Consider the following 25,277-nt stretch of genomic DNA (forward strand, 5'->3'; position numbering starts at 1 on the left):
GCCGTCACCCGGCCCTTCGCCCTGTCCTGCCAGACAAGGCCCCTTTATCTCCACCCCCATCTGTCCGGAAGGCGGCGATCATGACCGATCCCGTAGGCAAGATTCCGAGCGAGCTCGACCAGCTCCCGGACCGTGACACCGAGGAGACCGCCGAGTGGGCGGCCTCCCTGGACGCCGTCACCAAGGCCGCCGGCCCTCACCGGGCCGCCTACCTGATGCGCCGCACGCTCCAGCACGCCGAGGGCGCGGGCCTGGCCCTGCCCAAGCTGCTGGAGACCGATTACGTCAACACCATCCCCACCTCCGCCGAGCCGTCCATCGGCGCCTTCGGCGGCGACGAGGAGATGGAGCGGAAGATCACCGCGTGGAACCGCTGGAACGCGGCCGCGATGGTCACCCGCGGCTCCAAGTACGGCGTCGGCGGCCACATCGCCACCTTCGCCTCCGCGGCCTGGCTCTACGAGACCGGCTTCAACCACTTCTTCAAGGGCAAGGAAGCCGACGGCTCCGGCGACCAGCTCTTCATCCAGGGCCACGCCTCCCCCGGCATCTACGCCCGCGCCTTCCTCGACGGCCGCCTCACCGAGGCGCACCTCGACAAGTTCCGGCAGGAGTCCGGCGGCGAGGGCCTGCCCTCCTACCCGCACCCGCGCCGGCTGCCCTGGCTGTGGGAGTTCCCCACCGTCTCCATGGGCCTCGGCCCGCTCTCCGCGATCTACCAGGCGCGCTTCAACCGCTACCTGACGAACCGCTCCATCAAGGACGTCTCCGCGTCCCACGTGTGGGCCTTCCTCGGCGACGGCGAGATGGACGAGCCCGAGGCGACGGCGGCGCTCGCGCTGGCCGCCCGCGAGGGCCTGGACAACCTGACCTTCGTTATCAACTGCAACCTGCAGCGCCTCGACGGCCCGGTCCGCGCCAACTTCAAGATCGTGCAGGAGCTGGAGGCCCAGTTCCGCGGCGCCGGCTGGAACGTCGTGAAGTCCCTGTGGGGCAACGCCTGGGACGAGCTGTTCGCGCTCGACACCACCGGCGCCCTCGTCCGCCGCCTCCGCGAGGTGCCGGACGCGCAGGTCCAGACGTACCAGACCCGCGACGCCGCCTACATCCGCCAGGACTTCTTCGGCAAGGACCCGGCGCTCGCCGCGATGGCGCAGCTGCTGTCCGACGACAAGATCCTGGAGTGTTTCCACCTCTCCCGCGGCGGCCACGAGCCCCGCAAGGTGTACGCCGCGTACAAGGCAGCCGTGGAGTTCAAGGGCGCGCCGACGGTCATCCTCGCGCAGACCGTCAAGGGCTTCACCCTCGGTGAGGGCTTCGCGTCGAAGAACGCGAACCACCAGATGAAGAAGCTCACCACCGACGAGTTCAAGAACATGCGGGACCTTCTCGAACTCCCGATCTCGGACGCGCAGTTCGTCGACGGCCAGGTGCCCTACGGCCACCCCGGCGCCGACTCCCCCGAGGTCCGCTACCTCCAGGAGCGCCGCGCGGCGCTCGGCGGCCCGGCCCCGGCCCGCCGCACCCACGCGATCGCCCCGCTGCCGGCCCCGGCCGACAAGTCCTTCGCCGCCTTCGACAAGGGCTCCGGCTCGCAGTCGATGGCCACCACGATGGCCTTCGTCCGGCTGGTCAAGGACCTGGTCCGCGACAAGGAGACCGGCAAGCGCTGGGTCCCGATCGTCCCCGACGAGGCCCGTACCTTCGGTATGGAGTCGCTCTTCCCGTCGCTCGGCATCTACTCGCCGAAGGGCCAGACGTACGAGCCGGTCGACCGCGACCAGCTGATGTACTACAAGGAAGCCAAGAACGGCCAGATCCTCAACGAGGGCATCACCGAGGCCGGCTCGATGGCCGACTTCATCGCCGCGTCCACCGCGTACTCCACGCACGGTGAGGCGATGATCCCCTTCTACATTTTCTACTCGATGTTCGGCTGGCAGCGGACCGCCGACCAGATGTGGCAGCTCGGCGACCAGCTCGGCCGCGGCTTCCTCGTCGGCGCCACCGCCGGCCGTACGACCCTGACCGGTGAGGGCCTCCAGCACGCCGACGGCCACTCCCCCGTCATCGCGGCCACCAACCCGGCGGCCCTGACCTACGACCCGGCGTTCGCCTACGAGGTCGCGGCCATCGTCAAGGAGGGTCTGCGCCGGATGTACGGCGAGGCCGCCGAGGGCGAGGACCAGAACGTCTTCTACTACCTGACGGTCTACAACGAGCCGATGCCGCAGCCGGCCAAGCCGGCCGGGATCGACGAGGGCATCGTCAAGGGCCTCTACCGCTTCAACACGGCCGAGTCCGCCGGTCTCGACGTGCCCGCGAACGCCGCCCGGATCCAGCTGCTCTCCTCCGGCACCGCCATCCACTGGGCCCTGGAGGCGCAGAAGCTGCTCGCCGCCGAGTGGGGCGTGGCCGCCGACGTGTGGTCCGCGACCTCCTGGACCGAGCTGCGCCGTGACGCCCTGGAGGCCGACGCGGCCCTCCTGCGCGGCGAGGAGCGGGTGCCGTACCTCCGCAAGGCCCTGGAGGGCGTCGACTCCCCGGTCCTCGCGGTCTCCGACTACATGCGCCAGGTCCCTGACCAGATCGCGCAGTGGGTCGAGCAGGACTACACCTCGCTGGGCGCCGACGGCTTCGGCCTCTCGGACACCCGTGACGCGGCCCGCCGCCACTTCGGCGTCGACGCCCAGTCGATCGTCGTCGCCGCCCTCGCGCAGCTGGCCCGCCGTGGTGCGGTCCGCGCGACGGCCGTGAAGGAGGCGCGCGAGCGCTACGGCCTCTAGGCCGACTGTCGGTGGGGGCACGCATGATGGGTTCATGCGTGCCGCCCGCCTGATCAAGATGGTCCTCCTGCTCCAGTCCCGTCCCTCGATGACGGCGGCCGAACTTGCCGCCGAACTCGAGGTGTCGGAGCGGACCATCACCCGTGATGCCCTCGCCCTCTCGGAGGCGGGGGTTCCGGTGTATGCCGAGCGGGGCAGACACGGTGGGTACCGGCTGGTCGGCGGCTACCGGACCCGGCTCACGGGGCTCGCCCGCGGCGAGGCCGAGGCGCTGTTCCTGTCGGGACTGCCGGGCGCGCTGCGGGACATGGGCCTGGAGGACGCGGCCTCGGCGGCCCGGCTGAAGGTCTCCGCGGCGCTGCTGCCCTCGCTGCGCGACGCCCCCGAGTCGGCGGCGCGGCGCTTCCTGCTCGACGCGCCCGGCTGGTACCAGGAGCCGGAGACCCCGGAGTTGCTGCCGCCGGTCGCGGAGGGCGTCTGGGACGACCGGATGCTCGACGTCCGCTATCGGCGCGGCGACCGCGAGGTGGAGCGGCACCTGGCTCCGTACGGTCTGGTCCTCAAGGCGGGCGTCTGGTACCTGTGCGCCCGCTCCGGCACGGCGTACCGCACCTACCGGATGGACCGCTTCACCGCCGTCGCGCTCACCGAGGAGCGCTTCGTCCGCGACGAGGACTTCGACCTGGCGGCCTTCTGGGCCGAGCGCGCCGCCGAGTTCGCCCGCTCGATCCTGCGCGCCGAGGTCGTCATACGGCTCACGGGGCCCGGCGCCCGCAGGCTGCCGTACGTCACCGACCGCGCGGCCGCCGAGCAGGCCCTGTCGGCGGGCACGCCCGGGGAGGACGGCCGGGTGACGGTGACGCTCCCCGTGGAGAGCGAGGAGGTCGCCCTCTCCCAGCTGCTCGCCCTCGGCCAGGAGGCCGAGGTGCTGTCCCCGGCCTCCCTCCGCGAGCGCTTCGGCGAGGCGGCGCGCGCCCTGGCCGCACTGTACGGCTGACGGGTGCCGCGCCGGCGGCCCTAGCGGTAGTCGGCCACGTCCGGCTTGCCCGTCTCGCCGGCGGTGATGAAGCCCCAGGCGTCCGGCTGTGAGCCGTCGGCGTCGGTGAAGCCGTACTCGCGGGCGAGCCGTCCGCTGGAGAGCGAGCCGCCGTTCCAGCGGTGCCGGGCGGGGTCGGCGGCGAGGGCGGCGACGGCCCGGCCGACGTAGACCGGGGACTCGGAGATCGCGAAGTCGGGGGTCTCGGCGACGGCGTCGCGCCAGGTCTCCTCGGTGACACCGAAGGCGGTCAGCATCTGTTCGGAGCGGAGCCAGCCGGGGGTCAGGGCGACCGCCGTGCCGCCGTACTCCGCCAGCTCCTTGCCGAGGCCGAAGGCCATCCGGAGGGGGGCGTTCTTGGCGAGGTCGTAGAAGAGGTTCTCGCGGAAGCGGGTGCCGTTGTAGTCGGCGGTGCCGTCGGTGACCTCGACGACGAGTCCGCCCCGGTTGCGGATGAGCAGCGGCAGCGCGGTGTGCGAGGTGATGGCGTGGGTCCGCACCCCGAGCTCCAGCATGCGCAGGCCGCCGGTGAGGTCGTTCTCCCAGGTCTTCTTGCCGAAGGCGAGCAGGTGCTCGCCGCCCCACACGTCGTTGACGAGGACGTCGAGGCGGCCCCGCTCGCGGTCGATGCGGTCGACGAGGGCGCGGACCTGTCCGGGGTCGAGGTGGTCGGTGGGGACGGCGATGCCCTCGCCGCCGGCGGCCGTCACCAGTTCGGCGGTCTCCTCGATGGTCTCGGTCGTCCGGCCGACCTCGCTGGCCCGTTCGCGGGTGGTGCGCCCGGTGACGTACACGGTGGCTCCGGCGGCGCCGAGCTGGACGGCGATGCCCCGTCCGGCGCCCCGGGTGGCCCCGGCGACCAGGCAGATCCGTCCGCGCAGGGGTGTGGTCTCAGTCGTTTCGGTCGTCATGCTGACCAGGCTGCCAGGAAAGTACGACATCTTCTGTCCGGTTTCCTTTCGGGGTTTCCGGGTGCGTCGCGCTCGCCTGGGCAGGATGCTGGTCCCGTGATGGACGAGACCGAGTTCTGGGAGATCATCGACGCCAGCCGGGAGGACGCCGAGGGCGATCCCGAGGAGCAGGCCGATCTGCTCGTGGAACGGCTGACCCGCCTCGACCCCGACTCGGTGCTCGATTACGCGCGCCATTTCGAGGCCCGTTTCAACCGCGCGTACCTGTGGGACCTGTGGGGCGCGGCGGCCGTGCTCTTCGACGGGGCGGGCGACGAGACCTTCGACTCCTTCCGCTGCTGGCTGATCGGCCAGGGCCGGGAGGTGTACGAGGGGGCCGTGCACGACCCGGACGCGCTCGCGGAGCTGCTGGACGACTTCGACGTGGAGATCGACGGGGACGGCGAGGAGATCGGTTTCGCCGCCGACGAGGCCTACGAGGCGCTGACCGGCGCCGAGACCCCGGACCTCGGCATCCCGGTGCCGGGCGGGGAGCCCCTCGGCACGCCCCTCGACCTGGCCGACGACGACAAGCTCGCGGCCCGCTTCCCCCGGCTGTGGGAGCGCTTCGGGGCGGTGTGAACGCGGACGCGGATCCCGGAGGAGGGGGTCCCGGGATCCGCGCGCGTTCTCAGGGCCGGATCGGAAGAGGCCGGACCGGAAGAGGCCGGATCAGAAGTGGGTGCCGCCGTCGATGCGGACCTCGGTGCCGGTGATGAACCTGCCGTCCTCGCTGGCGAGCATCGCGACGACGCCGGCGACGGTCTCGGGGCCGGCGAAGCCCTGGCCGAGGGCGGGGGCGAGCTTCATGAAGAGGGAGAAGTCGGCGTCCTCGGGGAGGCCGGGGCCCACGCTCTGGCGGCTGGCGCCAGTGCCGTCGGTCATGCCGGAGGAGATGGAGCCGGGCTGCACGGCGGTGAAGCGGATGCCCTGCTTGGCGTACTCGGCGGCGAGCGCGTGGGTCATGGACTGGATGCCGCCCTTGCTGGCCGCGTAGGCCGCCATGTAGGGGTGGGCGAACATCGCCGAGGTGGACGAGAAGTTCACGACGGCGGAGCCGTTGCCCTCCAGGAGGGCGGGGATCGCCTCGCGGATGACGAGGAAGGTGCCGGTGAGGTTGATCCGGATCACCTGCTCGAAGGAGTCGAGGCTCGTCTCGTGGGTGTGCGAGGAGCGCAGGATGCCGGCCGCGTTGACCAGGACGTCCAGGCCGCCGAGCGCCTCGACGGCGGCGGCGACGCCGGCCCGTACGGAGGCCTCGTCGGCGACGTTCACGACGACGGTGGTGAGGCGGTCGGCGGCGTCGCCGGCCTTGGCGACGGTGTCCTTGAGGCCGTCCTCGCTGATGTCGGCGGCGACGACCCGGCCGCCCTCGGCGAGCACGCGCAGGACGGTGGCCTGGCCGATGCCGGAGCCGCCGCCGGTGATGAGGGCGCGGCGTCCTTCGTAACGGGTCAGCTGGTTCATGGCGACAACCTCTCGATGTCAAGCTTTCGGCGGAACGCTGACACCGTACGCCTGGATGGCACGTTTTGCCATATCTGCACGGTGTGCACTTCGAGTGCGCGCGGGCGTACGCTTCGTACGGTGAGCACCAAGCCCCCCTCCCCGACGCTGACGGAGCGCCGCAAGGCCGCCACCCAGCTGGACATCGCCCGCGCCGCCGCCGAGCTCTTCACCGAGCGCGGCCCCGACGGGACCACGGCCGAGGACATCGCCCAGCGGGCCGGGGTCGCCCTGCGCACCTTCTACCGCTACTTCCGCTCCAAGCAGGACGCCGTGGCCCCGCTCCTCGCGGGCGGCGCCGACCGCTGGCGGCAGCAGCTCGCGGCAGGCGGCCCGGAGGCGGGCACCGGCCTCCGGGGGCTCCTCGAACAATCCATCGCCGACTCCCTCACCCCCGAGGGCGAGGCCGCCGCCGAAGGCCTGCGCTGGACGCGCGGACTGCTGCGCGCGGCCGCCGAGGACCCCGCGCTCCGGGCCGTCTGGTACCGCGTCAACCAGGAGTCCGAGGAGCGGCTCCGCGAGGTCGTCGCCGCCCTCGCGGGCCCCGGCGCCGACCCCCTTGAGGTGCGGCTCGCCGCGGCGGCCGCCACCGACGCGATCCGGATCGCGCTGGAGAGCTGGGCGGAGCGGGGGACCGACGCCGGAGACGGACCGGACGGCGAGCCGCCGGTGCGGGGCGAGGGGTCACCCGCCGCCCTCGCGGTCCGGTGCCTGCGCGAACTGACGGGTGGCATGCGGCTGCTCGACCCGGGCGTCAGCGGGTGAGGGACCGGCCCATGAGGACGTCGTCCACGTACACCCCGCCGATCAGGAACTCCCCCGGCAGCACGCCCTCGACGGCGAAGCCCTCGGACTCGTAGAGCGCGCGGGCGGGCGCGTTGTGGCCGAGCACCCGCAGGGTGATCCGGTTGGCGCCCTCCTCCCGCGCCCGGTCCATCGCCGCCCGGAGCAGCGCCCGCGCGACGCCCTTCCCCCGGGCGGACCCGGCGACGGCCAGGCCCTGGATCTGGCGGACGTGCGCGTTGACCGCCAGCGGGGTCGGCGGCACCACCCGGACGTAGCCGACGAGCTCTCCCCCGCGCTCCGCGACCAGGTAGTCGCCCGGCACGTGGCGGTCGTCGAAGAACGGCGGATACGGCTCCGACGGGCGCGGCTGCACGGCGTGCAGGGTCGACCAGGTGTCCCGGTCGAGCGCGCCGAGGGCGTGCTCGTCGTCGGGTCCCGCGGTGCGTATGTGCGTCTCCGGCGCGATCATGCCGGCCACTGTGCCACGTGCCGGGCCGGAAGAGGCAGGATGGTGCCCATGCAGCGCTCCGCAACCCGCAAGCGAATCGCCGTCACCGGCGCCTCCGGGCTCATCGGCTCCGCCCTCGTGCGCTCCCTGCGCGCCGACGGCCACGACGTCCTCCGCCTCGTCCGCCGCCCCGCCGCGGCCGCCGACGAGGTCGAATGGGACCCGAAGCGGCTGTACGTCGACGCCGCCGGGCTCGTCGGCGTCGACGCCGTCGTCCACCTGGCGGGCGCCGGCGTCGGCGAACGCCGCTGGAACGAGGCCTACAAGCGGGAGATCCGCGACAGCCGGGTGCTCGGCACCACGGCCGTCGCCCAGGCCCTCGCCTCGCTCGCGAACCCGCCCGAGACCCTCGTCTGCGGCACCGCCCTCGGCTGGTACGGGGACACCGGCGACCGCGCCGTCGACGAGAGCGCCCCCGCCGGCACCGGCTTCCTCCCCGAGGTGTGCGTGGAGTGGGAGGCCGCCGCGGCCCCCGCCGAAGAGGCCGGCATCCGCGTCACCTACGCCCGTACCGGCCTGGTCGTGGCGCGCCAGGGCGGGGCCTGGGGACGGCTCTTCCCGCTCTTCCGCGCCGGGCTCGGCGGACGGATGGGCGACGGCCGCCAGTACTGGTCCCACATCTCCCTCCACGACGAGGTCGCCGCCTTGCGCCACCTCGTCGACACCCCCTCCGTCGTCGGCCCGGTCAACCTCACCGCCCCCGACCCGGTCACCAACCGCGAGGTCACCGCCGCGATGGGCCGGGTACTGCGCCGCCCCGCCCTCTTCCACGTGCCCGCGCCCGCCCTCAAGGTCGTCCTCGGCGACTTCGCCCAGGACGTGCTGGGCAGTCAGCGGGTCCTGCCGGGGCGCCTGTTGGAGTCCGGCTTCGACTTCGCCTTCCCGGGCATCGACGACTCGATCCGCGCGGCCCTCCGCTGACCCCCGCCCCCCACCGGCGCACCCTCCCCGCGCCTCTGCGCTCCCCCGTGCCGCACGCACCCCGCCGCGCGCGGCTGTCACCCGTGGGAGCGCTGCCTAGGCTCGACACGAACGGCGAACTCGGGCATTCCGGAGGCCTGTTGGGGGCATAGGCCTCCCTACACGCCGCGCCGACCTGGGGAGGGGCACGTGCTCAGCAGCGTGAACAGCACAAGGAACGCACAGCGTACGGACGTCGTGGAGGACGTCGACGTCGTGATCGTGGGAGCCGGCATCGCCGGCCTCGCGGCCGCCCACCGGCTGACCGGCGCCGGACTCTCCGTCGCCGTCCTGGAACAGGGGCCGCGGGCCGGAGGCCGGCTGGCGACCGATTCCGTCGACGGTTTCCTCCTCGACCGGGTCGGGCCGCTGCTCACCCTGTCGTACGAGGAACTGCGGGCGACACCGGGGCTGGACGGCCTCGCGCTGCGCCCCTTCGGCCCCGGGGTGCTCGTCCACACCGACGGCCGGTACGCGCGCTGGGGCGCGCCGCACCCGCGCCGGACGCCCGGCGGGGCCCGGGCCGGGGGCCACCGGAGCGTGGGGGGAGCGTTCAGCGTGGCACGCGCCCTCGCGAGCGCCCCCCGTCATCCGGCCGCCTCGCTCGACCAGGCGCGGCTCGGCGCGTCCCTCGTCCGGCTCGCCGCCACCCCGACGCAGCGGCTGCTCGCCCGCCCCGACCGGACCGCCCGCGAGGCGCTGACCGCGCGGCTGCCCGGCCGTACCGTCCAGGGGGTCCTGCGGCCGCTGCTCGCCGCGCTCCTCGCCGACCCCGACCTCGGCATGTCCAGCCGCCAGGCGGACCTCGCGCTCCGCGCCTTCGCCCGGGGCCGGCTCGCCGTCCCCGAGGGCGGCTCGGCGGCGCTCCCCGAGCGGCTCGCCGCCGCCCTGCCGCCCGGCACCGTCCGGACCGGCGTCCGGGTCACCGAGGCGTCCGTCTCCCGGGTCACCACGGCGGAGCACGGGGTCTTCGGCTGTCGCTCGATGATCCTCGCGACCGGGGCGCGGTCGGCCGCCGCGCTCCTGCCGGGGCTGCGGACGCCCGCCTTCCACCCGGTGACGGTCCTTCACCACACCGCGCCCGTCGCGCCCACCGCCGACCCCACCCTGATCCTGGAGTCCGACCCGGGCGGTCCGGTGGCCCACACGGCCGTGATGAGCGCGGTCGACCCCGGCCGGGCGCCGGCGGGCCGCGCCCTCGTCACCTCGACGGTGCTCGGCACGCCGCCCGACGACACCGAGCGGCGGGTCCGCAAGCACCTCGCCACGCTGTACGGCACGTCCACCGACGACTGGGAGCTCCTCGGCCTCCACCACACGCCCGACGCCGTCCCGGCGATGCCGCCGCCGCACGACGCGCGGCGCTCGGTCCGTCTCCTGGCCGGCCTGTACGTCTGCGGCGACCACCGGGGGGCCGGGACCGTGCACGGCGCCCTCGACTCCGCCCACCGCGCGGCCGACTCGCTCCTCGCCGACCTCGGCCACGCCCACCCGCTGCCCCGGCAGGCCGCCTGACCCTCCGGGCCGCCGGACCTCCGCCCTTCGGGGCGGGGGTTCAGCCGAGGGCGGAGACCCGGTCCCGGTAGGTGCGGGCGGGGGCGGCGTCGCGGTAGGGCTCCAGGCGGCGCTCGAAGTCGCGGACGTATTCGACGGCGCGGGCGGAGCGCATCTCGGAGGCCTGCTGGGCGGCCTCGGCGCCGAGCGCGCAGGCCTGGTCGAGTTCGCCGAGGGCGAGCCGGGAGGTGGCGAGGACGACCCGGCAGAAGAGGCGGCTGCGGGCGAAGCCCGGGGCGCGGAGCTGGAGGGCGCGCTCGGCGTGCTGGGCGGCGGGGCGGTACTGCTGGAGGTCCCGGTGGCAGTGGCCGAGTTCGTCGGCGAGCTGGGCCTCGTCGAACATCCGGGCCCAGTAGGGCACCTCGTCGCCGGGCCGGGCGGCTTCCAGGGCGCGTTCGGCGCGGACGAGGGAGGCGCTGCAGGCGCGGGCCTCGCCGAGCACGGCGTGCCCGCGGGCCTCGATGGCGTGCAGCATGGCCTGCACGACGGGCGGCGCCGCGGGCCCGACGCCCTGCTGGGCGACCCGGGCGAGCTGGACGGCCTCGCGCCCGTGGCCGAGGTAGACGGCCTGGCAGCTCATGGTGAGGAGCACGTACGAGCCGTAGGCCCGGTCGCCGGCGGCCTGGGCGAGCCGGAGCGCCTGGACGAAGTAGCGCTGGGCGAGGCCGTGGGCCGCGATGTCGTACGAGGTCCAGCCGGCGAGCCGGGTGAGGTCGGCGACGGCGGCGAAGAGCCGGCGCCCGACGGACTCGCCGTAGGTGCCGCGCAGCATGGGCTCGGCCTCGTGCTCCAGGTACCGGACGAGGGCCTGTCGGGCGTGGCCGCCGCCGTAGGCGTGGTCGAGGGTGCGGAAGAGCTCGCCGACGGAGCGGAGCGCGGCGATGTCGCCACTGGAGACCCGCTGGCCCGGCCCCCTGTCCGTACCGCGCTGGCGGGGCACGGAGAAGCGGCCCTGGGGCGGGACGCGCGGGTCGTGCGGAGGAGCCCCCGCGGGGGTCCTGGGGGCGAGGGGGGAGGGTTCGCCGCGCGCCACCCGGTCGTCGGCGCGGCCGATGAGCCAGTCGCGGCTGGGGACGACGAGGCCGGCCGGGGTGAAGGCGATCTTGCGGAGTTCGGCGTGGCTGCCGGAGTCCTTGCGCCAGAGGCCGCTGACGATGTCGACGGCCTCCTCGGGGGTGGCGGCGAACTCCAGGCCCGCGTAGACCGGGGCGCAGGCGTCGAGGCCGAGGTCCTGGGCGGAGAGCCGGCGGCCGAGGCGGCGGGTGAAGACCTCGGCGATGAGGGCGGGGGTGGTGCCGCGCGGCTGCTGGCCGCGGAGCCAGCGGGTGACGGAGGTCTTGTCGTACCGCAGGTCGAGGCCGTGTTCGAGACCGAGCTGGTCGACCCGTCTGGCGAGGCCCGCGTTGGAGAACCCGGCTTCGGCGATGAGCGCGGCGAGCTGGCGGTTCGGGATGCGCTGCGGTGGTCGTTCCGTCATCAGCTGTGCGGTCTCCTGCCTTCCGGGTCCGGGCGGCAGCCCCGTCGGACCCTCATGGAACGGCGTGAATTTAGCGGTCTTCACGGCCCGTACCGCCAGCTTCGCCCCACATTCATCCGATCGTGTGAGGATTGACGGCATCGCTGACGTAGGCACCCCCGGTCACCTGCCGGAGGGGTGTCCGCGAGGCCGCCGTACAGTGGCATGGGCGCGAATGACGCATGGTGCCGAGCCGGCCCGGGATGATCCCCGGTCCCCGGACCCCGGCACCCAGGAGGAGGCATGGCCGTGAGTGAGCTGCGATTCGTCCGCCTTGGGTTCGGCGACGAAGCCGTCGAATACCAGGTGGCGTGGGACAAGCAGCGCGAGGTGCACGCCGCGCGGTTCGCCGACGAGGTCGCCGACACCTGTCTGCTCCTGGAGCACCCGCCGGTCTACACGGCCGGCCGGCGCACGGCGGAGAGCGAGCGCCCCCTGGACGGGACGCCCGTGGTGGACGTGGACCGCGGCGGCAAGATCACCTGGCACGGCCCGGGCCAGCTGGTCGGCTACCCGATCATGAAGCTGCCCCGCCCGGTGGACGTCGTCGCGCACGTCCGCCGCCTGGAGGAGGCCCTGATCCGTACGGCCGCCGAGTTCGGCGTGGCGACGACCCGGGTCGAGGGGCGCAGCGGCGTCTGGGTCCTCGGCGATCCGATCGAGCAGCGGCCGTCCTTCGGCGGCCTCTCGCTCGACTTCGACCCGCGGCTGACGGACGAGGAGTTCGACCCGCGCCTGAACGGCCCCGAGTACGCGCCGTCCAACGCCGGCCAGCGCCGCGAGGACCGCAAGCTCGCCGCCATCGGCATCCGGGTCGCCAAGGGCGTCACCATGCACGGCTTCGCCCTCAACGTGAACCCGGACAACACCTGGTTCGACAGGATCATCCCGTGCGGCATCCGGGACGCCGGCGTGGCCTCGCTCGCCAACGAGCTGGGCCGCGACGTCACGATCGAGGAGGTGCTGCCGGTCGTGGAGCGCCATCTGCGGGAGGTCCTGGAAGGCGCGGAGCCGAAGCCGCGCGTGATCGAGCGCCCGGCGGAGCCGGCCTCCGCCTGAGCGAGCCCCGGAGGAACCGCGAGGAGCCCCGGAGGAATGCGGGGCAGTGGCCAGAGGTTGGCCAGACGTAGTAAGGCATGGGAACCAACGGCGTACCCTGGTGTGCGCCGAAGAATCGAAGCTACAGGAGCCGATGTGTCCGCAGTCGCCCCCGACGGACGCAAGATGCTGCGCCTGGAGGTCCGGAACGCCGAGACCCCCATCGAGCGCAAGCCCGAGTGGATCAAGACCCGCGCGAAGATGGGTCCGGAGTACACGAAGATGCAGAGCCTCGTGAAGAGCGAGGGCCTGCACACGGTCTGCCAGGAGGCGGGCTGTCCCAACATCTTCGAGTGCTGGGAGGACCGCGAGGCCACCTTCCTCATCGGCGGTGACCAGTGCACCCGGCGCTGCGACTTCTGCCAGATCGACACCGGCAAGCCCGAGGCCCTCGACCGCGACGAGCCGCGCCGCGTCGGCGAGTCGGTCGTCACGATGGACCTGAACTACGCCACCATCACCGGCGTCGCGCGCGACGACCTGGAGGACGGCGGCGCCTGGCTGTACGCGGAGACCGTGCGCCAGATCCACCAGCAGACGGCGGACCGCGCCGAGGGCCGCACCAAGGTCGAGCTGCTGGCCCCCGACTTCAACGCGGTGCCGGAGCTCCTGAAGGAGGTCTTCGACTCGCGCCCCGAGGTCTTCGCGCACAACGTCGAGACCGTCCCGCGGATCTTCAAGCGCATCCGTCCCGGCTTCCGCTACGAGCGCTCCCTCGACGTCATCACCCAGGCCCGCGACTACGGTCTGGTCACGAAGTCGAACCTGATCCTCGGCATGGGCGAGACCCGCGAGGAGGTCAGCGAGGCGCTCCGCCAGCTGCACGAGGCGGGCTGCGAGCTCATCACGATCACCCAGTACCTGCGTCCCTCCGTCCGGCACCACCCCGTCGAGCGCTGGGTGAAGCCGCAGGAGTTCGTGGAGCTCAAGGAGGAGGCCGACCAGATCGGCTTCTCCGGTGTGATGTCGGGCCCGCTGGTCCGTTCCTCGTACCGCGCGGGCCGGCTCTTCCAGCAGGCGATCGAGAAGCGCGGCGCGGTGGACAACGCCACCCAGGCGGTCTGAGCGGACCCGCGCGGCCTCCCCGGCCGCGTGTGAATCCGAGCACAAGCAGTTACCGGTCGGTAGTGGCCGGATCCGGTGCGGCCCGTACGGCCCCGCAGCTCAGCGGGGGCGTACGGGCCGCACCGTCGTCTCCGGGCGCCGCGCCCGGCCGCATCAACGTTTCACCAGTGTTTGACCACCGGGTCACGCCCTGGTAACACCGATCTGTGAGCCTGGTTTCACGCACCGCCACCGCTCGCACGCATCCCCCCACCTCGTCTCACCCGCCATCGAGAGAGGACCCGACATGCCGGCCGCATCGACGCACGTCCGCGTCACCGCGCTCCCGTCCGTCACCGACGCCCTCAAGGCCGTGGAGGCCCTGCTCCTCGGCGCCGGACAGCGCACCGCCCGGCGCAACGCCTGGAACTCCGTCCTGGAGGACCGCCGCCGCGCCAAGGACCGGGTCGAGGCCCAGCATGTGATGGAGGCCGCGTCCGGCCGTACCTCGCGGGCCACGTAAACTTCAGGACATGGCGAGGAAGGCAAACACGGGCAGCGCTGACGCTGCGAACCCAGGGCGACTCAAGCAGATCGCCCTCACGTACCAGATGACCCGGAAGGCCGACCCGAAGGTCGGTCTGGTCGTCGCGGGCGTGGGCATCGTCGTACTCGGTGTCCTCCTCGGGATCGGCTTCCTCATCGGTCATCCGGTCTATCTGGGCATCCTGGGCTTCGTCCTGGCGCTCCTGGCGGCGGCCATCGTGTTCGGACGGCGCGCCGAGCGCGCCGCCTTCGGACAGATGGAAGGCCAGCCGGGCGCTGCCGCGGCGGTGCTCCAGAACGTCGGACGCGGCTGGACCACGACCCCCGCGGTCGCGATGAACCGCAGCCAGGACGTCGTGCACCGCGCGGTCGGCCGGGCCGGCATCGTGCTGGTCGCCGAGGGCAACCCGAACCGGGTCAAGACCCTCCTCGCGGCCGAGAAGAAGCGCATGAGCCGCGTCGTGGTGGACGTGCCGGTGCACGACATCATCGTCGGCGACGGCGAGGGCCAGGTGCCGCTGAAGAAGATCCGTACGACCATGCTCAAGATGCCCCGGATGCTCACCGGCCCCCAGGTGACCGCCGCCAACGACCGGCTGCGGGCGATGGGCGACCTGATGAGCAACATGCCGCTGCCGAAGGGTCCGATGCCCAAGGGCATGCGGATGCCGCGCGGCGGAAAGATGCGCTGACCCGAAACCGACGAGGAAGGCCCCGGACCGAGCGGTCCGGGGCCTTCCTCATGCGCGCGTCTCGTGCGCGTGGGTCAGATGCGGACCTGGACGGCGCCGGAGAGGCGGTCGTGGAGGCCGCGGCCGTCGCGGTCCCAGATGAGGGCCGGGAGGGCGAGGCAGACCAGCGCGGAGCGGATCGCGACGCGCCCGAGGCCGAGGCGGCCGCCGTTCACGGAGACGACCCGCAGGCCGAAGAGGCGCTTGCCGGGGGTCGAGCCGACGGTACCGACGGTCAGCACGCTCAGGACGAGCAGAATGCCGAGCGCCCAGTTGCCCGTCGCCTGGTTGTAGCCGTCGGTGATCAGGCCGTATGCGATCAGCAGGCAGAGCGCCCAGTCGACGGCCAGGGCGCCGAGGCGCCGTCCGGGGCGGGCGATGGAGCCGGGGCCCTGTTCCGGCAGCCCCAGCTGCTGACCGCGGTAACCGAAGTCGACGCCTGCGTCCTCGGCCGCCGCGCGGGGGCCGGAGAGCCAAGATCCGAGTGCTTGCCTGTTGTCCACCCGACCACGGTACTGCGCCCGTTTTTGATCACTTCGGCCCGGGTGCGGATACGGCTCCGACATGCGCGGCGACACCCACCCCGGTTAACTTCGACGAAACAAATGGGTCATGCTTGAGAAATCCCGTCTGCCTATGGTCGGGTCCAGCGTGTGCCACCGCACTGGCCGCACGACCGCTGCAAACCCCGCCCCTCCCCGGGCCGGGAGTAGGAGGAGTGGGATGTCCCAGACCAACGGGTTCCAGAACGCCGACGAGGTCCAGAAGTTCATCAAGGACAACGACGTCAAGATGGTCGACGTCCGGTTCTGCGACCTTCCGGGCGTGATGCAGCACTTCACGATCCCCGCGACGGCCTTCGACCCGTCCGACGAACTCGCCTTCGACGGCTCGTCGATCCGCGGCTTCCAGGCGATCCACGAGTCCGACATGGCGCTCCGCGCCGACCTGTCGACGGCCCGCGTGGACCCCTTCCGCCGCGACAAGACGCTGAACATCAACTTCTTCATCCACGACCCGATCACGGGCGAGGCCTACAGCCGCGACCCGCGGAACATCGCGAAGAAGGCCGAGGCGTACCTCGCCTCCACCGGCATCGCCGACACCGCCTACTTCGGCCCCGAGGCGGAGTTCTACGTCTTCGACTCGGTGCGCTTCGAGACCTCGGCGAACCAGGGCTTCTACCACATCGACTCCGAGGCCGGCGCCTGGAACACCGGTGCGGAGGAGAACAACCGCGGTTACAAGGTCCGTTACAAGGGCGGCTACTTCCCGGCCCCGCCGGTCGACCACTTCGCCGACCTGCGCTCCGAGATGTCCCTGGAGCTGGAGAACGTCGGCCTCCAGGTCGAGCGCCAGCACCACGAGGTCGGCACCGCCGGCCAGGCCGAGATCAACTACAAGTTCAACACGCTGCTGGCCTCGGCCGACGACCTGATGCTGTTCAAGTACATCATCAAGAACGTCGCCTGGCGGAACGGCAAGACCGCGACCTTCATGCCGAAGCCGATCTTCGGTGACAACGGCTCGGGCATGCACGTCCACCAGTCGCTGTGGTCGAACGGCGACCCGCTGTTCTACGACGAGACCGGCTACGCGGGCCTCTCGGACACCGCCCGCTACTACATCGGCGGCATCCTCAAGCACGCCCCGTCGCTGCTCGCCTTCACCAACCCGACGGTGAACTCGTACCACCGCCTGGTCCCGGGCTTCGAGGCGCCGGTCAACATGGTGTACTCGCAGCGCAACCGCTCCGCCGCCATGCGCATCCCGATCACGGGCTCGAACCCGAAGGCCAAGCGCGTCGAGTTCCGCGCGCCGGACCCGTCCTCGAACCCGTACCTCGCCTTCTCGGCGCTGCTCCTCGCGGGCCTCGACGGCATCAAGAACAAGATCGAGCCGGCGGAGCCGATCGACAAGGACCTGTACGAGCTCGCTCCCGAGGAGCACGCCAACGTCCAGCAGGTCCCGACCAACCTGGAGGCCGTGCTCAACGCCCTCGAGGACGACAACGAGTACCTCCAGGCCGGCGGCGTCTTCACCTCCGACCTCATCGAGACCTGGATCGACTACAAGCGCACCCACGAGATCGCCCCGATCCAGCTGCGCCCGCACCCGCACGAGTTCGAGCTCTACTTCGACCTCTAAGCCGTACCGCGGTCTTCCGACGCCCGTCGCCCCCTGTGTGGGGGCGGCGGGCGTCGCCGTTTTTCACGCCAAGATCACGGCAATGCGAACAGCTGACGAACTATCGCGCGTACCTACGAGTAGGGTGTTCACGCTCAGCGACCGGTCGATAGCGTGTCGTCGTCGCCGCCGCCACACCCGGAGCACAGGGCTCCGCTGGGACTAGCTGGCGCGATGAGGACTGCCTACGTGACTCAGGCGGCTTTCGCCCCCGCAGAGACGCTCCGGCTCCAGCCGTACACCGACCACTGCCGTGTCATCGCCGACGAAGGCGCACACGTGGTCATCGGCGTCTCTCCGGGAAACAGTTATTTCACCGCCCAGCGGCTGCGCGAGCTGACGCGCTGGGGCACGGACCACTTCGAACAGGTCGATCTCGTCTACACCGATCTGCATGTCGCCGACATGTACGAGGCCCTGGGCTACGGGGCCGACGAGGCCCGACGCAAGGCCGTCAAGAACCTCCGGGGGGTGCGCGCCAAGGTCGGGGCCGCCGCCACCGAGGCCGATCCCACCGGCACGCGGGTGCGGGCCCGCGGGATGTCGGAGTTCCAGACCCTCCCCGCGTACCAGGAGCTGCACCGTCAGGTCGTGGCGGCCGTCGACGGGGATCCGGTGGTACGCGAGACCTGCGACGCGCTCACCGGGATCTTCCTGGCCGGGAAGCTGACGCCGGGACAGGAGGCGAGCGCGCTCCAGAAGGACGTGTGCCGGGCGTACATCTGCGCCGAGGTGCCGCTCTTCCTGGACACCCCCGCGATCCTCGGGGTGCCCTCCTCGCTCAACTGCTACCACCAGGCCCTGCCCCTCGCCGATCTGCTCTACGCCCGGGGCACCGGGCTGCGTGCCTCCCGCAACCAGGGGCACGGCATCCTCACGCCTGTCGAAGGAGACGCGCGATGACCATGGTCATGACGAACGAACCGCCGGCCTTCCCCTTCGACTGGGACGGCACCCGGCTGCCCGCCGAGATCGACGCGCTGCGCGCCGAGCCGGTCCGCAAGGTCCGCACGATCGCCGGCGCCGAGGCCTGGCTGGTCTCCTCGTACGAGCTGTGCAAGCACGTCCTGGAGGACCCCCGGTTCAGCCTCAAGGACACCTCGGCCCCGGGAGTGCCCCGGCAGTACGCGCTGACGATCCCGCCGCACGTGGTGAACAACATGGGCAACATCACCGGCGCCGGGCTGCGCAAGGCCGTCATGAAGGCCATCAACCCCAAGGCACCCGGCCTCGAGGAATGGCTGCGGGCGCGGGCCACGTCCCTGCTCGACAGGCTGGTCGCCGAGGGGGCGCCCGGCGAACTGCGCGCCGACTACGCCGATCCGTACTCGGCGGGGCTGCACTGCCGGATGCTGGGCATCCCGGAGGAGGACGGGCCGCGGCTGCTGCGCAGCCTGGACGTGGCGTTCATGAACGCGCCCCGCGAGATCGAGGCGGCCCGCCTCAACTGGGACCGGGACATCGCCTATATGACCGAGCGCCTCGACGACCCGGCGACCGGCGGACTGATGGCCGAGCTCGCGGCGCTGCGCGAGGACCCCGAGTACGCGCACCTGACGGACGAGATGCTGGCGACGGTGGGCGTGACCCTGTTCGGCGCCGGGGTGATCTCCACCGCCGGGTTCCTGACCATGGCCCTGGTCTCGGTCCTGACCAGGCCGGACGTCCGCGAGGCCCTGACCGCAGGCGGCGCGCACGCCGTCGCCGGGGCCATGGACGAACTGCTCCGGGTGAACCTGTCCATCGGCGACGGGCTGCCGCGGCTCGCCCTGGAGGACGTACGCCTCGGCGACGTCGAGGTGCGGGCCGGTGAACTCGTCCTCGTGCTCGTGGAAGCCGCCAACCACGACCCGGAGCACTTCCCGGACCCGCTGACCTTCCGGCCGGACCGGGAGAACGCCGCCGAGCACCTCTCCTTCGGCGGCGGGCGGCACTACTGCCCGGCGACGGCGCTCGGCAAGCGGCACGCCGAGATCGCCCTGGAGACGCTCCTCGACCGGCTGCCGGAACTGCGGCTCGCGGTGCCGGTCGAACAGCTGGTGTGGCGCACCAACTTCATGAAGCGGCTCCCCGAGCGCCTGCCGGTGGCCTGGTAAGGGCGGCCCCCTGCCACGACAGCGCTGCCCGGACCCCGTCCGGGCAGCGCACCTCCGGTGTCAGCGGCCGTAACGGATCAGGGCACGGACCATCCGGCAGGTGGTGTCGGACGGCGGGTGGATGCCGATGGCCTCGGCCGTGGTGCGTATGGCCGTGTTGGTGGCCTTCGACGGGAGGTAGACCCCCGCGTCGAGGAGCGCGATGGCGAGGCGCATCGCCTTGAGGCGCCGGTTGTGCGTCACATACCACTCACGGGGCCGGCCCGCGGGCAGGGGCTTCCGCTGGAGGGGCTTCCAGGGTTCGATGGACGGCGTGCGGATCACGGCGAGAGCCATGGGCTACCTCCTGGCGAACGGTACGGCGAGAGCCCTCCCCGGGACCCTCACCTTCACCCCCTATTTTAGAGACCCCCACTGACAATCGCCCCTGGCCAGATGGGGTTTGGGGGGTGGTGGCGGGAGGTCTGGGGGGTACCGTGTGGGGCATGGAGATCTGGATCAATCCCGCCTGTTCCAAGTGCCGCAGCGCCCTCACCCTGCTCGACGCCGAAGGCGCCGACTACACCGTGCGCCGCTACCTGGAGGACGTGCCCTCGCCGGAGGAGATCCGGCGGGTCCTCGAACGGCTCGGGCTCGAACCGTGGGACATCACACGGACCCAGGAGGCCGACGCCAAGGAGCTCGGCGTGAAGGAGTGGCCCCGCGACGAGGCCAACCGCGAGCGGTGGATCGAGGCGCTCTCCGCACACCCCAAGCTGATCCAGCGGCCCATCATCACGGCCGAGGACGGCACGGCCGTCGTCGGCAGGACCGACGAGGCCGTACGGGACGCCCTGTCCCGCTGACCCCGGGGCCCGGAAGCTGACACGGAGCCAGGACAACGTGCTCGGGAACGATCTGCATCTGGACCTCACCGCGGGCGGAAGCCGGCGGGCGGCCCTCACCACCGCGCTGCGCGAGGCCGTACGGGGCGGGCGGCTGGCCCCCGGGACACGGCTGCCGCCGTACCGCTCGCTCGCGGCCGACCTGGGGATCGCCCGCAACACCGTCGCCGACGCGTACGCCGAACTGGTCGCCGAGGGCTGGCTGACCGCCCGCCAGGGCTCCGGCACCCGCGTCGCCGACGGCGTCGCCGCGCCCGCCCCCGGCCCCGTACAGCCGGCCGCGCCGCCACCGGCACCGTACGACCTGGTCCAGGGCAAGCCCGACCCCGCCACCTTCCCCCGCGGGCCCTGGCTCGCGGCGGCGCGGCGGGCACTGACCGCGGCGCCGCACGAGGCCTTCGGGACCGGTGACCCGCGCGGCCGGATCGAGCTCCGCCTCGCCCTCTCCGCCTACCTCGCCCGGGCGCGGGGCGTACGGACCGGGCCCGAACGGATCGTCGTCTGCTCCGGCACCGCCCACGCGCTGCGGCTGCTCGCCCGCGTCCTGGGACCGCGGACCCCCTGGGCCGTCGAGGCCTACGGGCTGCCCTTCCACCGGGGACTCCTCGCCGAGGCCGGGGTCGGCACCCTCCCCGTGCCCGTCGACGAGGGCGGTGCCCGGGTCGCGGAGCTCCCGCCCGGCGCGGGCGCCGTCCTGCTCACCCCCGCCCACCAGTTCCCCACCGGCGGACCCCTCCTCCCCGAACGGCGGGCCGGCGTCCTCGCATGGGCGCGGCGCTCCGGCGGGCTCGTGGTGGAAGACGACTACGACGGCGAGTTCCGCTACGACCGGCGCCCGGTCGGCGCCCTCCAGGGCCTCGACCCCGAGCGGACCGTCCTCCTCGGCTCCGTCAGCAAGAGCCTCTCCCCCGCGCTCCGCATCGGCTGGATGTGCCTCCCGGCCGCGCTCGTCGACGCCGTCGTCGCCGCGAAGGGCGAACGCGAGCCGTACGGCTCCGCCACCGAGCAGCTCACCCTCGCCGACTTCCTCGACTCCGGCGCCTACGACCGGCACGTCCGCCGCATGCGCCAGCGCCACCGGGGCCGCCTCGACCGCCTGGTCACCACCCTCGCCGAACGCGTCCCGCCGGTCCGCGTGACGGGCATCGCCGCCGGCCTCCACGCCGTCCTCCGACTGCCCCCCGGCACCGAGCCCGCCGCCCTCGCCGCGGCCGCCCGGCACGGCGTCGCCCTCGACGGCCTCGCCGCCTACCGCCACCCCTCCGCCCCGGGACCCGCGCACCCCGACGCCCTCGTCGTCGGCTACGCCACCCCGCCGGAGCGCCTGTACGCCCCCGCCCTCGACGCCCTGTGCGCGGCGCTGGCCTCCGCCGTCACCCCCTGAGCCCGGACGCGGAGCCGGGCACGGTGCCGGACGGGGTGCCGGACGCGAGGCGCTCCGCCTCGGTGAGGATCTCGGTCAGGCGGAGGCCGAAGGGGGCGCCGCAGGGATGCGGTTCGCCGGTGCGGGCGGAGCCGATCAGGGCGTCGACGGCCGCGCCGAAAGCCGTCACCGCGCCGTCCCAGCGCGGCAGTTCGGAGCGGCCCGCCGTGCCGTACAGGGTGAGCGCGGCCTCGGCGGCCTCCGGCGGGGCGCTGAGGGTGAGGGTGGCGGTGCTGCTCGCGCCCGAGGTGTGCCGCAGGACCAGGTGATGGGTGTCGTCGGGGCCGGCGGCGGCCGTGATCGCGGTGACGTCGCCGAGGACCGGCAGGTAGACCGAGAGGACGTGCGGGCCGACGTCCCACAGGCCGCCCTTCTCCCGCCGCCAGGGAGAGGCCGCGTACGCGCTCGTGGAGCCCGGGCCGTACAGCGAGCCCAGCCAGTGCGCCTCGCCGAGGAACCAGCCGCCCTCCGCCGTCCGCCGCTCGATCCAGCGGGCCGTCGGCTCCGCGAACCGCAGGGTGCAGAAGACCACCGAGGCGACCCCGGCCGCCTCGACCGCCTCGGCCACCGCACGGGCCCCCGCCACCGTCGTGGCCACCGGCTTGTCCAGGAGCACATGACAGCCCGCCTCCGCCGCCCGCACCGCCAGCGGCGCCTGGACGTCCGGCGGCAGCGCGAACGCGACCGCGTCGCTCGCCTCGAACAGGGCGTCCAGATCGTCGTACGCACGCGTCCCCGACGCCTCCGCGAGCGCGCCCGCCGCCTCCGGACGCCTCCCCCACACCCCGCTGAACTCCGCCCCCGCGTGCGCCGCGAGCGCGGGGGCATGCGTCCTGACCGCCCAGGGCCCTGTGCCGACCAGTCCGATACGGGGCTTCCCGCCCACCTTCTTCGCCATGCCCCCAGTCTGCCCCGCCCCACCGACAACCCGTTGGCGGGTTCCGGCCCGCCCGGGTTAGCGTTTCCAGGCCGGCCGCGGGACTCCGGCGCGACTTCCGAAACCTGCCTCTGAAGCAACGTCTTCGCTGTTCGCGCCCTCATTCCCCGGCCGGCATCCGGCAGAAGGGGGAGGGCCGTGTCCGAGCTGGTGGCGGCCGAGGACGTGCTGCTGTTCGTCAACGCCGCGGTGACGGCGACCGGGCAGCGGGAGTTCCGCTCGTCCGCCGCCGAGCAGCGGTTCTCGCTGTCGTTCCTGCACGAGTACGTGCGGGTCAACTACCGGCCCGTGTACGCGGCCGCGCTCGCGCTCGACGTGAACGACCACAACGCCGCGCTGATCATCGAGGGGCTGCTGCGCTCCGCCGGGGACGCGGACGGTGTCGAGGGGAAGCGGGCCGAGGGGCGGCTGATCGCGGCACGCCTCGCGCGGCTTCCGCCGCAGCGGGTGTACCGGCTGTTCGGCGCGCTGCGGGCGGCCGGGGTCAACAACCGGCGCACGCGCGCGATCGTGCGCGCGTGGCTGGCGGCGCGGCCCGATCCGGCGCTGGACGCGGTGAAGTACCGGGCGGGCGTGAAGGCCGCCCTGCGGCACGTCCACGGCCGGCCGGCGGACCCGGAGACGGGCGACTTCCTGTTCGCGCCGGGGCGGCGGGTCCGGTACGGGAACGCGACCCTCGACGCGTACCGGCGGGCGCGTTACGAGCAGGGCGCGATGTACGAGCTGCCGTTCACGGTCGGGGAGGGGTTCGCGGCGCGCCACGGGGTGTCGCGCGCGGTGTTCCTGGAGCGGATCGCGCCCCGGATGACCCGGCTCGAACGGCTGAGGACGGACCGGGCCGCGGCCGCGCGGGCGGACCTCTCGGCGATGCCGCTGACGCGGCTGGCGCTGTACGTCCTGGCGCTGCCGTTCGGTGAGCAGGTGGAGCGCCGGGCCGAGCTCACCGGCGCGTTGCGGGCCGCCGCGCGGCGTGCGGCGGGGCCGTACGCGGGAAGCTGGGGGCGGGTGGCGGCGGTGCTCGACGACAGTTTCTCGTCGTCGGGGTCGGCGGTGAAGCGGCGCCGGCCGCTGGCGGTCGCGCTGGGCTGCCACTTCCTCCTCGAGGCGCTCGCGGCACCGGGGGCGTACACGCCGCTGTGGACCTCGGGCGGGGACGATCCGCTGCTGGTCCGGCCGTACGGCCCGACGCCGCTGGGGGCGCGGATCCTGGACGCCCTGGAGACGGGGCCCGAGCGGCTGGTGATCGTCTCGGACGGCTGGGACAACGCGCCGCCCGGCCTCGCGGGCGAGGTGCTGCGGGTGTGGCGGACGCGGCTGGATCCGGGGCGGGCGACGAGTGTCGTCCACCTCAACCCCGTATACGACGCGACCGGTTTCGACGTGCGCCGGCTCGCGCCGAGCGTGCCGACGGCGGGCATCCGGGACGCGGAGGACCTGGCGGCGCTGGTGGAGATCGCGCAGTTCGCCGAGGGGCGGACGGGTTTCTCGGAGCTGAAGGACTATCTGGACCGGCGGGTGGAGCGTTTTCTGGAAGGGGCGGGGGCGTGACGCGGATCGATCTGACCGGCCTCGACGTGCGTCCGGCGCAGGTGTGGGGCGGGGTGCGGCTGGTGCCGCTGGTGCGGGCCGAGCCGGTGCCGGGGCTGCGGCTGCACCGGGAGGTGTACGAGGGGTGGGGCGGGGCTTCCGTGGAGCTCGGTGACCGGACGACGTACACCTCGTACATCCCGCACGGCTTCGTCGCGGACTGGACGGGCGAGGGGGGCGGGGCGGAGCGGGCGGCGTACGGGACGCGGCTCGGCGGGGAGGGGGCGCCGGCGAGCGTACCCGTGCGGCGGCCGCACCGGATGGCGAAGCGGCGCCAGGGCGAGCGGCGGCTGCGGTTCCTGCCGCTGCACCTCGCCCTGGAGGGATATCTCGCGCTGCACTTCGGCGGGCCCTCGGTGGTCTGGGACGACTGGTCGCGGGAGGCCGTGCGGCGCGGGCTCTCGCCGCGCGCGGAGGCGGCGTACGCGGGGTGGTCGGTGCCGGGGCTCGCGGAGGCGCTGCGGATCTTCGAGCTGCATCCGGGGCAGTGCGGGCTGCTGCTCTACGTGGCCGACGCGCTGGCCGCCGCCTTCGTGGTGCCGCACCCGGAGGACTACCGGGTCCTGCATCCGACGCTGGTGGAGGACCTGTACGGGGAGCTGGTGCACCAGTACGCGCACTACGGCGCCCCGGTGGGCGAGTTCACGGCGCGGATCCGCGACGGGGCCGGCGGCATCCGCACCCTGGCGGACCTGCGGGCGGCGGCGCGCGAGCAGGAGCGGGCCTGGGCGGTGGCGCACGACGGTCTGATGGCGCGGGACCTCCTGGAGACTCCGTACGCCTTCGAGCGGGTGTACCGGATGGGGTCCTTCGGTCTGTACCGGTTCCTGCCGCCGTTCCTGCGCGGCGGGCAGGAGCAGCACATCGGCGAGGTGATCACCGACCGCAAGGGGCGGACGGCCTATCTGAAGAGCTTCCGGCTGTCCGACAGCCAGGTCCGCAAGGGCTATCTGCTGCGGCTGCTCGACCGGCACGACTGGCACGTGGGGCGGACGGCGGAGGCGCTGGGCACCTCGTACGCGGAGCTGGTGCGGCGGATCGGAGCGGCGGGGCTCGGCGGGCTGCTCGACGCGCACGTGGTGTCACAGCGGCTGCGCGAAGATCGGGAAAGCTGAGTAACACGGGGTTCACAAACGGGCAAC

24 protein-coding genes are annotated in these 25,277 nt (G+C 73.2%); 17 read left to right on the top strand and 7 right to left on the bottom strand.

All coding sequences use genetic code 11. The features are described from left to right. Positions 1-80 precede the first annotated feature (80 nt). Positions 81-2,786, top strand: a complete 2,706-nt coding sequence (gene aceE / locus ACZ7G1_RS06965; RefSeq protein WP_470881458.1) for a pyruvate dehydrogenase (acetyl-transferring), homodimeric type — start codon at positions 81-83, stop codon at positions 2,784-2,786. Between the two features lie 34 nt (positions 2,787-2,820). Then, on the top strand, positions 2,821-3,783 hold the full coding sequence (locus ACZ7G1_RS06970) for a helix-turn-helix transcriptional regulator (RefSeq protein ID WP_470881459.1): 963 nt from the start codon (positions 2,821-2,823) through the stop codon (positions 3,781-3,783). 20 nt (positions 3,784-3,803) lie between these two features. Here the strand turns inward: ACZ7G1_RS06970 and ACZ7G1_RS06975 are convergent, their stop codons facing one another. After that, positions 3,804-4,733, bottom strand: coding sequence for an SDR family oxidoreductase (locus ACZ7G1_RS06975; RefSeq protein ID WP_470881461.1), 930 nt, complete (start codon positions 4,731-4,733; stop codon positions 3,804-3,806). Between the two features lie 99 nt (positions 4,734-4,832). On the opposite strand from ACZ7G1_RS06975, the gene ACZ7G1_RS06980 reads away from it, so the two are divergent. Next, on the top strand, positions 4,833-5,354 hold the full coding sequence (locus ACZ7G1_RS06980) for a DUF4240 domain-containing protein (RefSeq protein ID WP_470881523.1): 522 nt from the start codon (positions 4,833-4,835) through the stop codon (positions 5,352-5,354). 90 nt (positions 5,355-5,444) lie between these two features. On the opposite strand, the gene ACZ7G1_RS06985 is transcribed toward ACZ7G1_RS06980, so the two are convergent. Continuing rightward, on the bottom strand, positions 5,445-6,239 hold the full coding sequence (locus ACZ7G1_RS06985) for an SDR family NAD(P)-dependent oxidoreductase (RefSeq protein WP_405853207.1): 795 nt from the start codon (positions 6,237-6,239) through the stop codon (positions 5,445-5,447). A 120-nt stretch (positions 6,240-6,359) separates the two neighbouring features. Here ACZ7G1_RS06985 and ACZ7G1_RS06990 point away from each other — a divergent pair, with 120 nt between their 5' ends. Further along, complete coding sequence (locus ACZ7G1_RS06990; RefSeq protein ID WP_470881463.1) at positions 6,360-7,043, top strand: TetR/AcrR family transcriptional regulator; 684 nt, start codon at positions 6,360-6,362, stop codon at positions 7,041-7,043. Here ACZ7G1_RS06990 and ACZ7G1_RS06995 read toward each other — a convergent pair. Then, on the bottom strand, positions 7,033-7,533 hold the full coding sequence (locus tag ACZ7G1_RS06995; protein WP_470881464.1) for a GNAT family N-acetyltransferase: 501 nt from the start codon (positions 7,531-7,533) through the stop codon (positions 7,033-7,035). The two genes, ACZ7G1_RS06990 and ACZ7G1_RS06995, sit on opposite strands and share 11 nt — an antisense overlap. 39 nt (positions 7,534-7,572) lie before the next feature. Here ACZ7G1_RS06995 and ACZ7G1_RS07000 point away from each other — a divergent pair, with 39 nt between their 5' ends. After that, the gene (locus tag ACZ7G1_RS07000; RefSeq protein WP_470881466.1) at positions 7,573-8,493 is read left to right on the top strand and encodes a TIGR01777 family oxidoreductase; all 921 of its coding nucleotides are present in this window, start codon (positions 7,573-7,575) and stop codon (positions 8,491-8,493) included. Between the two features lie 189 nt (positions 8,494-8,682). Further along, complete coding sequence (locus tag ACZ7G1_RS07005) at positions 8,683-10,047, top strand: NAD(P)/FAD-dependent oxidoreductase (RefSeq protein ID WP_470881468.1); 1,365 nt, start codon at positions 8,683-8,685, stop codon at positions 10,045-10,047. Positions 10,048-10,087: 40 nt separating this feature from the next. On the opposite strand, the gene ACZ7G1_RS07010 is transcribed toward ACZ7G1_RS07005, so the two are convergent. After that, positions 10,088-11,563, bottom strand: a complete 1,476-nt coding sequence (locus ACZ7G1_RS07010; protein WP_470881470.1) for a regulator — start codon at positions 11,561-11,563, stop codon at positions 10,088-10,090. Positions 11,564-11,851: 288 nt separating this feature from the next. On the opposite strand from ACZ7G1_RS07010, the gene lipB reads away from it, so the two are divergent. The 4 genes from lipB (at position 11,852) to ACZ7G1_RS07030 (ending at position 14,982) form a co-directional block, all read left to right on the top strand. Further along, on the top strand, positions 11,852-12,661 hold the full coding sequence (gene lipB, locus ACZ7G1_RS07015) for a lipoyl(octanoyl) transferase LipB (protein WP_470881471.1): 810 nt from the start codon (positions 11,852-11,854) through the stop codon (positions 12,659-12,661). A gap of 135 nt (positions 12,662-12,796) precedes the next feature. After that, on the top strand, positions 12,797-13,765 hold the full coding sequence (gene lipA, locus ACZ7G1_RS07020) for a lipoyl synthase (protein ID WP_470881473.1): 969 nt from the start codon (positions 12,797-12,799) through the stop codon (positions 13,763-13,765). A 286-nt stretch (positions 13,766-14,051) separates the two neighbouring features. Next, positions 14,052-14,267: an SCO2195 family GlnR-regulated protein gene (locus ACZ7G1_RS07025; protein WP_470881475.1), complete on the top strand. Its 216-nt coding sequence runs from the start codon at positions 14,052-14,054 to the stop codon at positions 14,265-14,267. A 10-nt stretch (positions 14,268-14,277) separates the two neighbouring features. Further along, complete coding sequence (locus ACZ7G1_RS07030; protein ID WP_470881477.1) at positions 14,278-14,982, top strand: DUF4191 domain-containing protein; 705 nt, start codon at positions 14,278-14,280, stop codon at positions 14,980-14,982. Between the two features lie 74 nt (positions 14,983-15,056). On the opposite strand, the gene ACZ7G1_RS07035 is transcribed toward ACZ7G1_RS07030, so the two are convergent. Next, positions 15,057-15,524, bottom strand: a complete 468-nt coding sequence (locus ACZ7G1_RS07035; protein WP_470881479.1) for an RDD family protein — start codon at positions 15,522-15,524, stop codon at positions 15,057-15,059. A 220-nt stretch (positions 15,525-15,744) separates the two neighbouring features. On the opposite strand from ACZ7G1_RS07035, the gene glnA reads away from it, so the two are divergent. The 3 genes from glnA (at position 15,745) to ACZ7G1_RS07050 (ending at position 19,304) form a co-directional block, all read left to right on the top strand. After that, positions 15,745-17,169, top strand: coding sequence for a type I glutamate--ammonia ligase (gene glnA, locus ACZ7G1_RS07040; RefSeq protein WP_470881481.1), 1,425 nt, complete (start codon positions 15,745-15,747; stop codon positions 17,167-17,169). 228 nt (positions 17,170-17,397) lie between these two features. Beyond that, positions 17,398-18,111 carry a cyclodityrosine synthase gene (locus tag ACZ7G1_RS07045; protein WP_470881483.1) on the top strand — a complete coding sequence of 238 codons (714 nt, stop codon included), beginning with the start codon at positions 17,398-17,400 and terminating at the stop codon, positions 18,109-18,111. Beyond that, complete coding sequence (locus tag ACZ7G1_RS07050; RefSeq protein WP_470881485.1) at positions 18,108-19,304, top strand: cytochrome P450; 1,197 nt, start codon at positions 18,108-18,110, stop codon at positions 19,302-19,304. The genes ACZ7G1_RS07045 and ACZ7G1_RS07050 overlap by 4 nt, the downstream gene beginning before the upstream one ends. A gap of 60 nt (positions 19,305-19,364) precedes the next feature. Here the strand turns inward: ACZ7G1_RS07050 and ACZ7G1_RS07055 are convergent, their stop codons facing one another. After that, complete coding sequence (locus ACZ7G1_RS07055; protein WP_470881486.1) at positions 19,365-19,640, bottom strand: hypothetical protein; 276 nt, start codon at positions 19,638-19,640, stop codon at positions 19,365-19,367. Positions 19,641-19,789: 149 nt separating this feature from the next. Here ACZ7G1_RS07055 and ACZ7G1_RS07060 point away from each other — a divergent pair, with 149 nt between their 5' ends. Beyond that, complete coding sequence (locus ACZ7G1_RS07060; RefSeq protein WP_470881488.1) at positions 19,790-20,149, top strand: arsenate reductase family protein; 360 nt, start codon at positions 19,790-19,792, stop codon at positions 20,147-20,149. Positions 20,150-20,186: 37 nt separating this feature from the next. After that, positions 20,187-21,572 carry a MocR-like pyridoxine biosynthesis transcription factor PdxR gene (gene pdxR / locus ACZ7G1_RS07065; protein WP_470881490.1) on the top strand — a complete coding sequence of 462 codons (1,386 nt, stop codon included), beginning with the start codon at positions 20,187-20,189 and terminating at the stop codon, positions 21,570-21,572. On the opposite strand, the gene ACZ7G1_RS07070 is transcribed toward pdxR, so the two are convergent. Beyond that, on the bottom strand, positions 21,562-22,509 hold the full coding sequence (locus tag ACZ7G1_RS07070; RefSeq protein ID WP_470881492.1) for a Gfo/Idh/MocA family protein: 948 nt from the start codon (positions 22,507-22,509) through the stop codon (positions 21,562-21,564). The two genes, pdxR and ACZ7G1_RS07070, sit on opposite strands and share 11 nt — an antisense overlap. A gap of 177 nt (positions 22,510-22,686) precedes the next feature. Between ACZ7G1_RS07070 and ACZ7G1_RS07075 the strand changes: the two genes are divergently transcribed. Next, the gene (locus ACZ7G1_RS07075) at positions 22,687-24,096 is read left to right on the top strand and encodes a hypothetical protein (RefSeq protein ID WP_470881494.1); all 1,410 of its coding nucleotides are present in this window, start codon (positions 22,687-22,689) and stop codon (positions 24,094-24,096) included. Further along, positions 24,093-25,250 carry an ARPP-2 domain-containing protein gene (locus ACZ7G1_RS07080; RefSeq protein ID WP_470881496.1) on the top strand — a complete coding sequence of 386 codons (1,158 nt, stop codon included), beginning with the start codon at positions 24,093-24,095 and terminating at the stop codon, positions 25,248-25,250. The genes ACZ7G1_RS07075 and ACZ7G1_RS07080 overlap by 4 nt, the downstream gene beginning before the upstream one ends. Positions 25,251-25,277: the final 27 nt, after the last annotated feature.

The sequence above is a fragment of the Streptomyces sp. NPDC037273 genome (assembly GCF_055603625.1).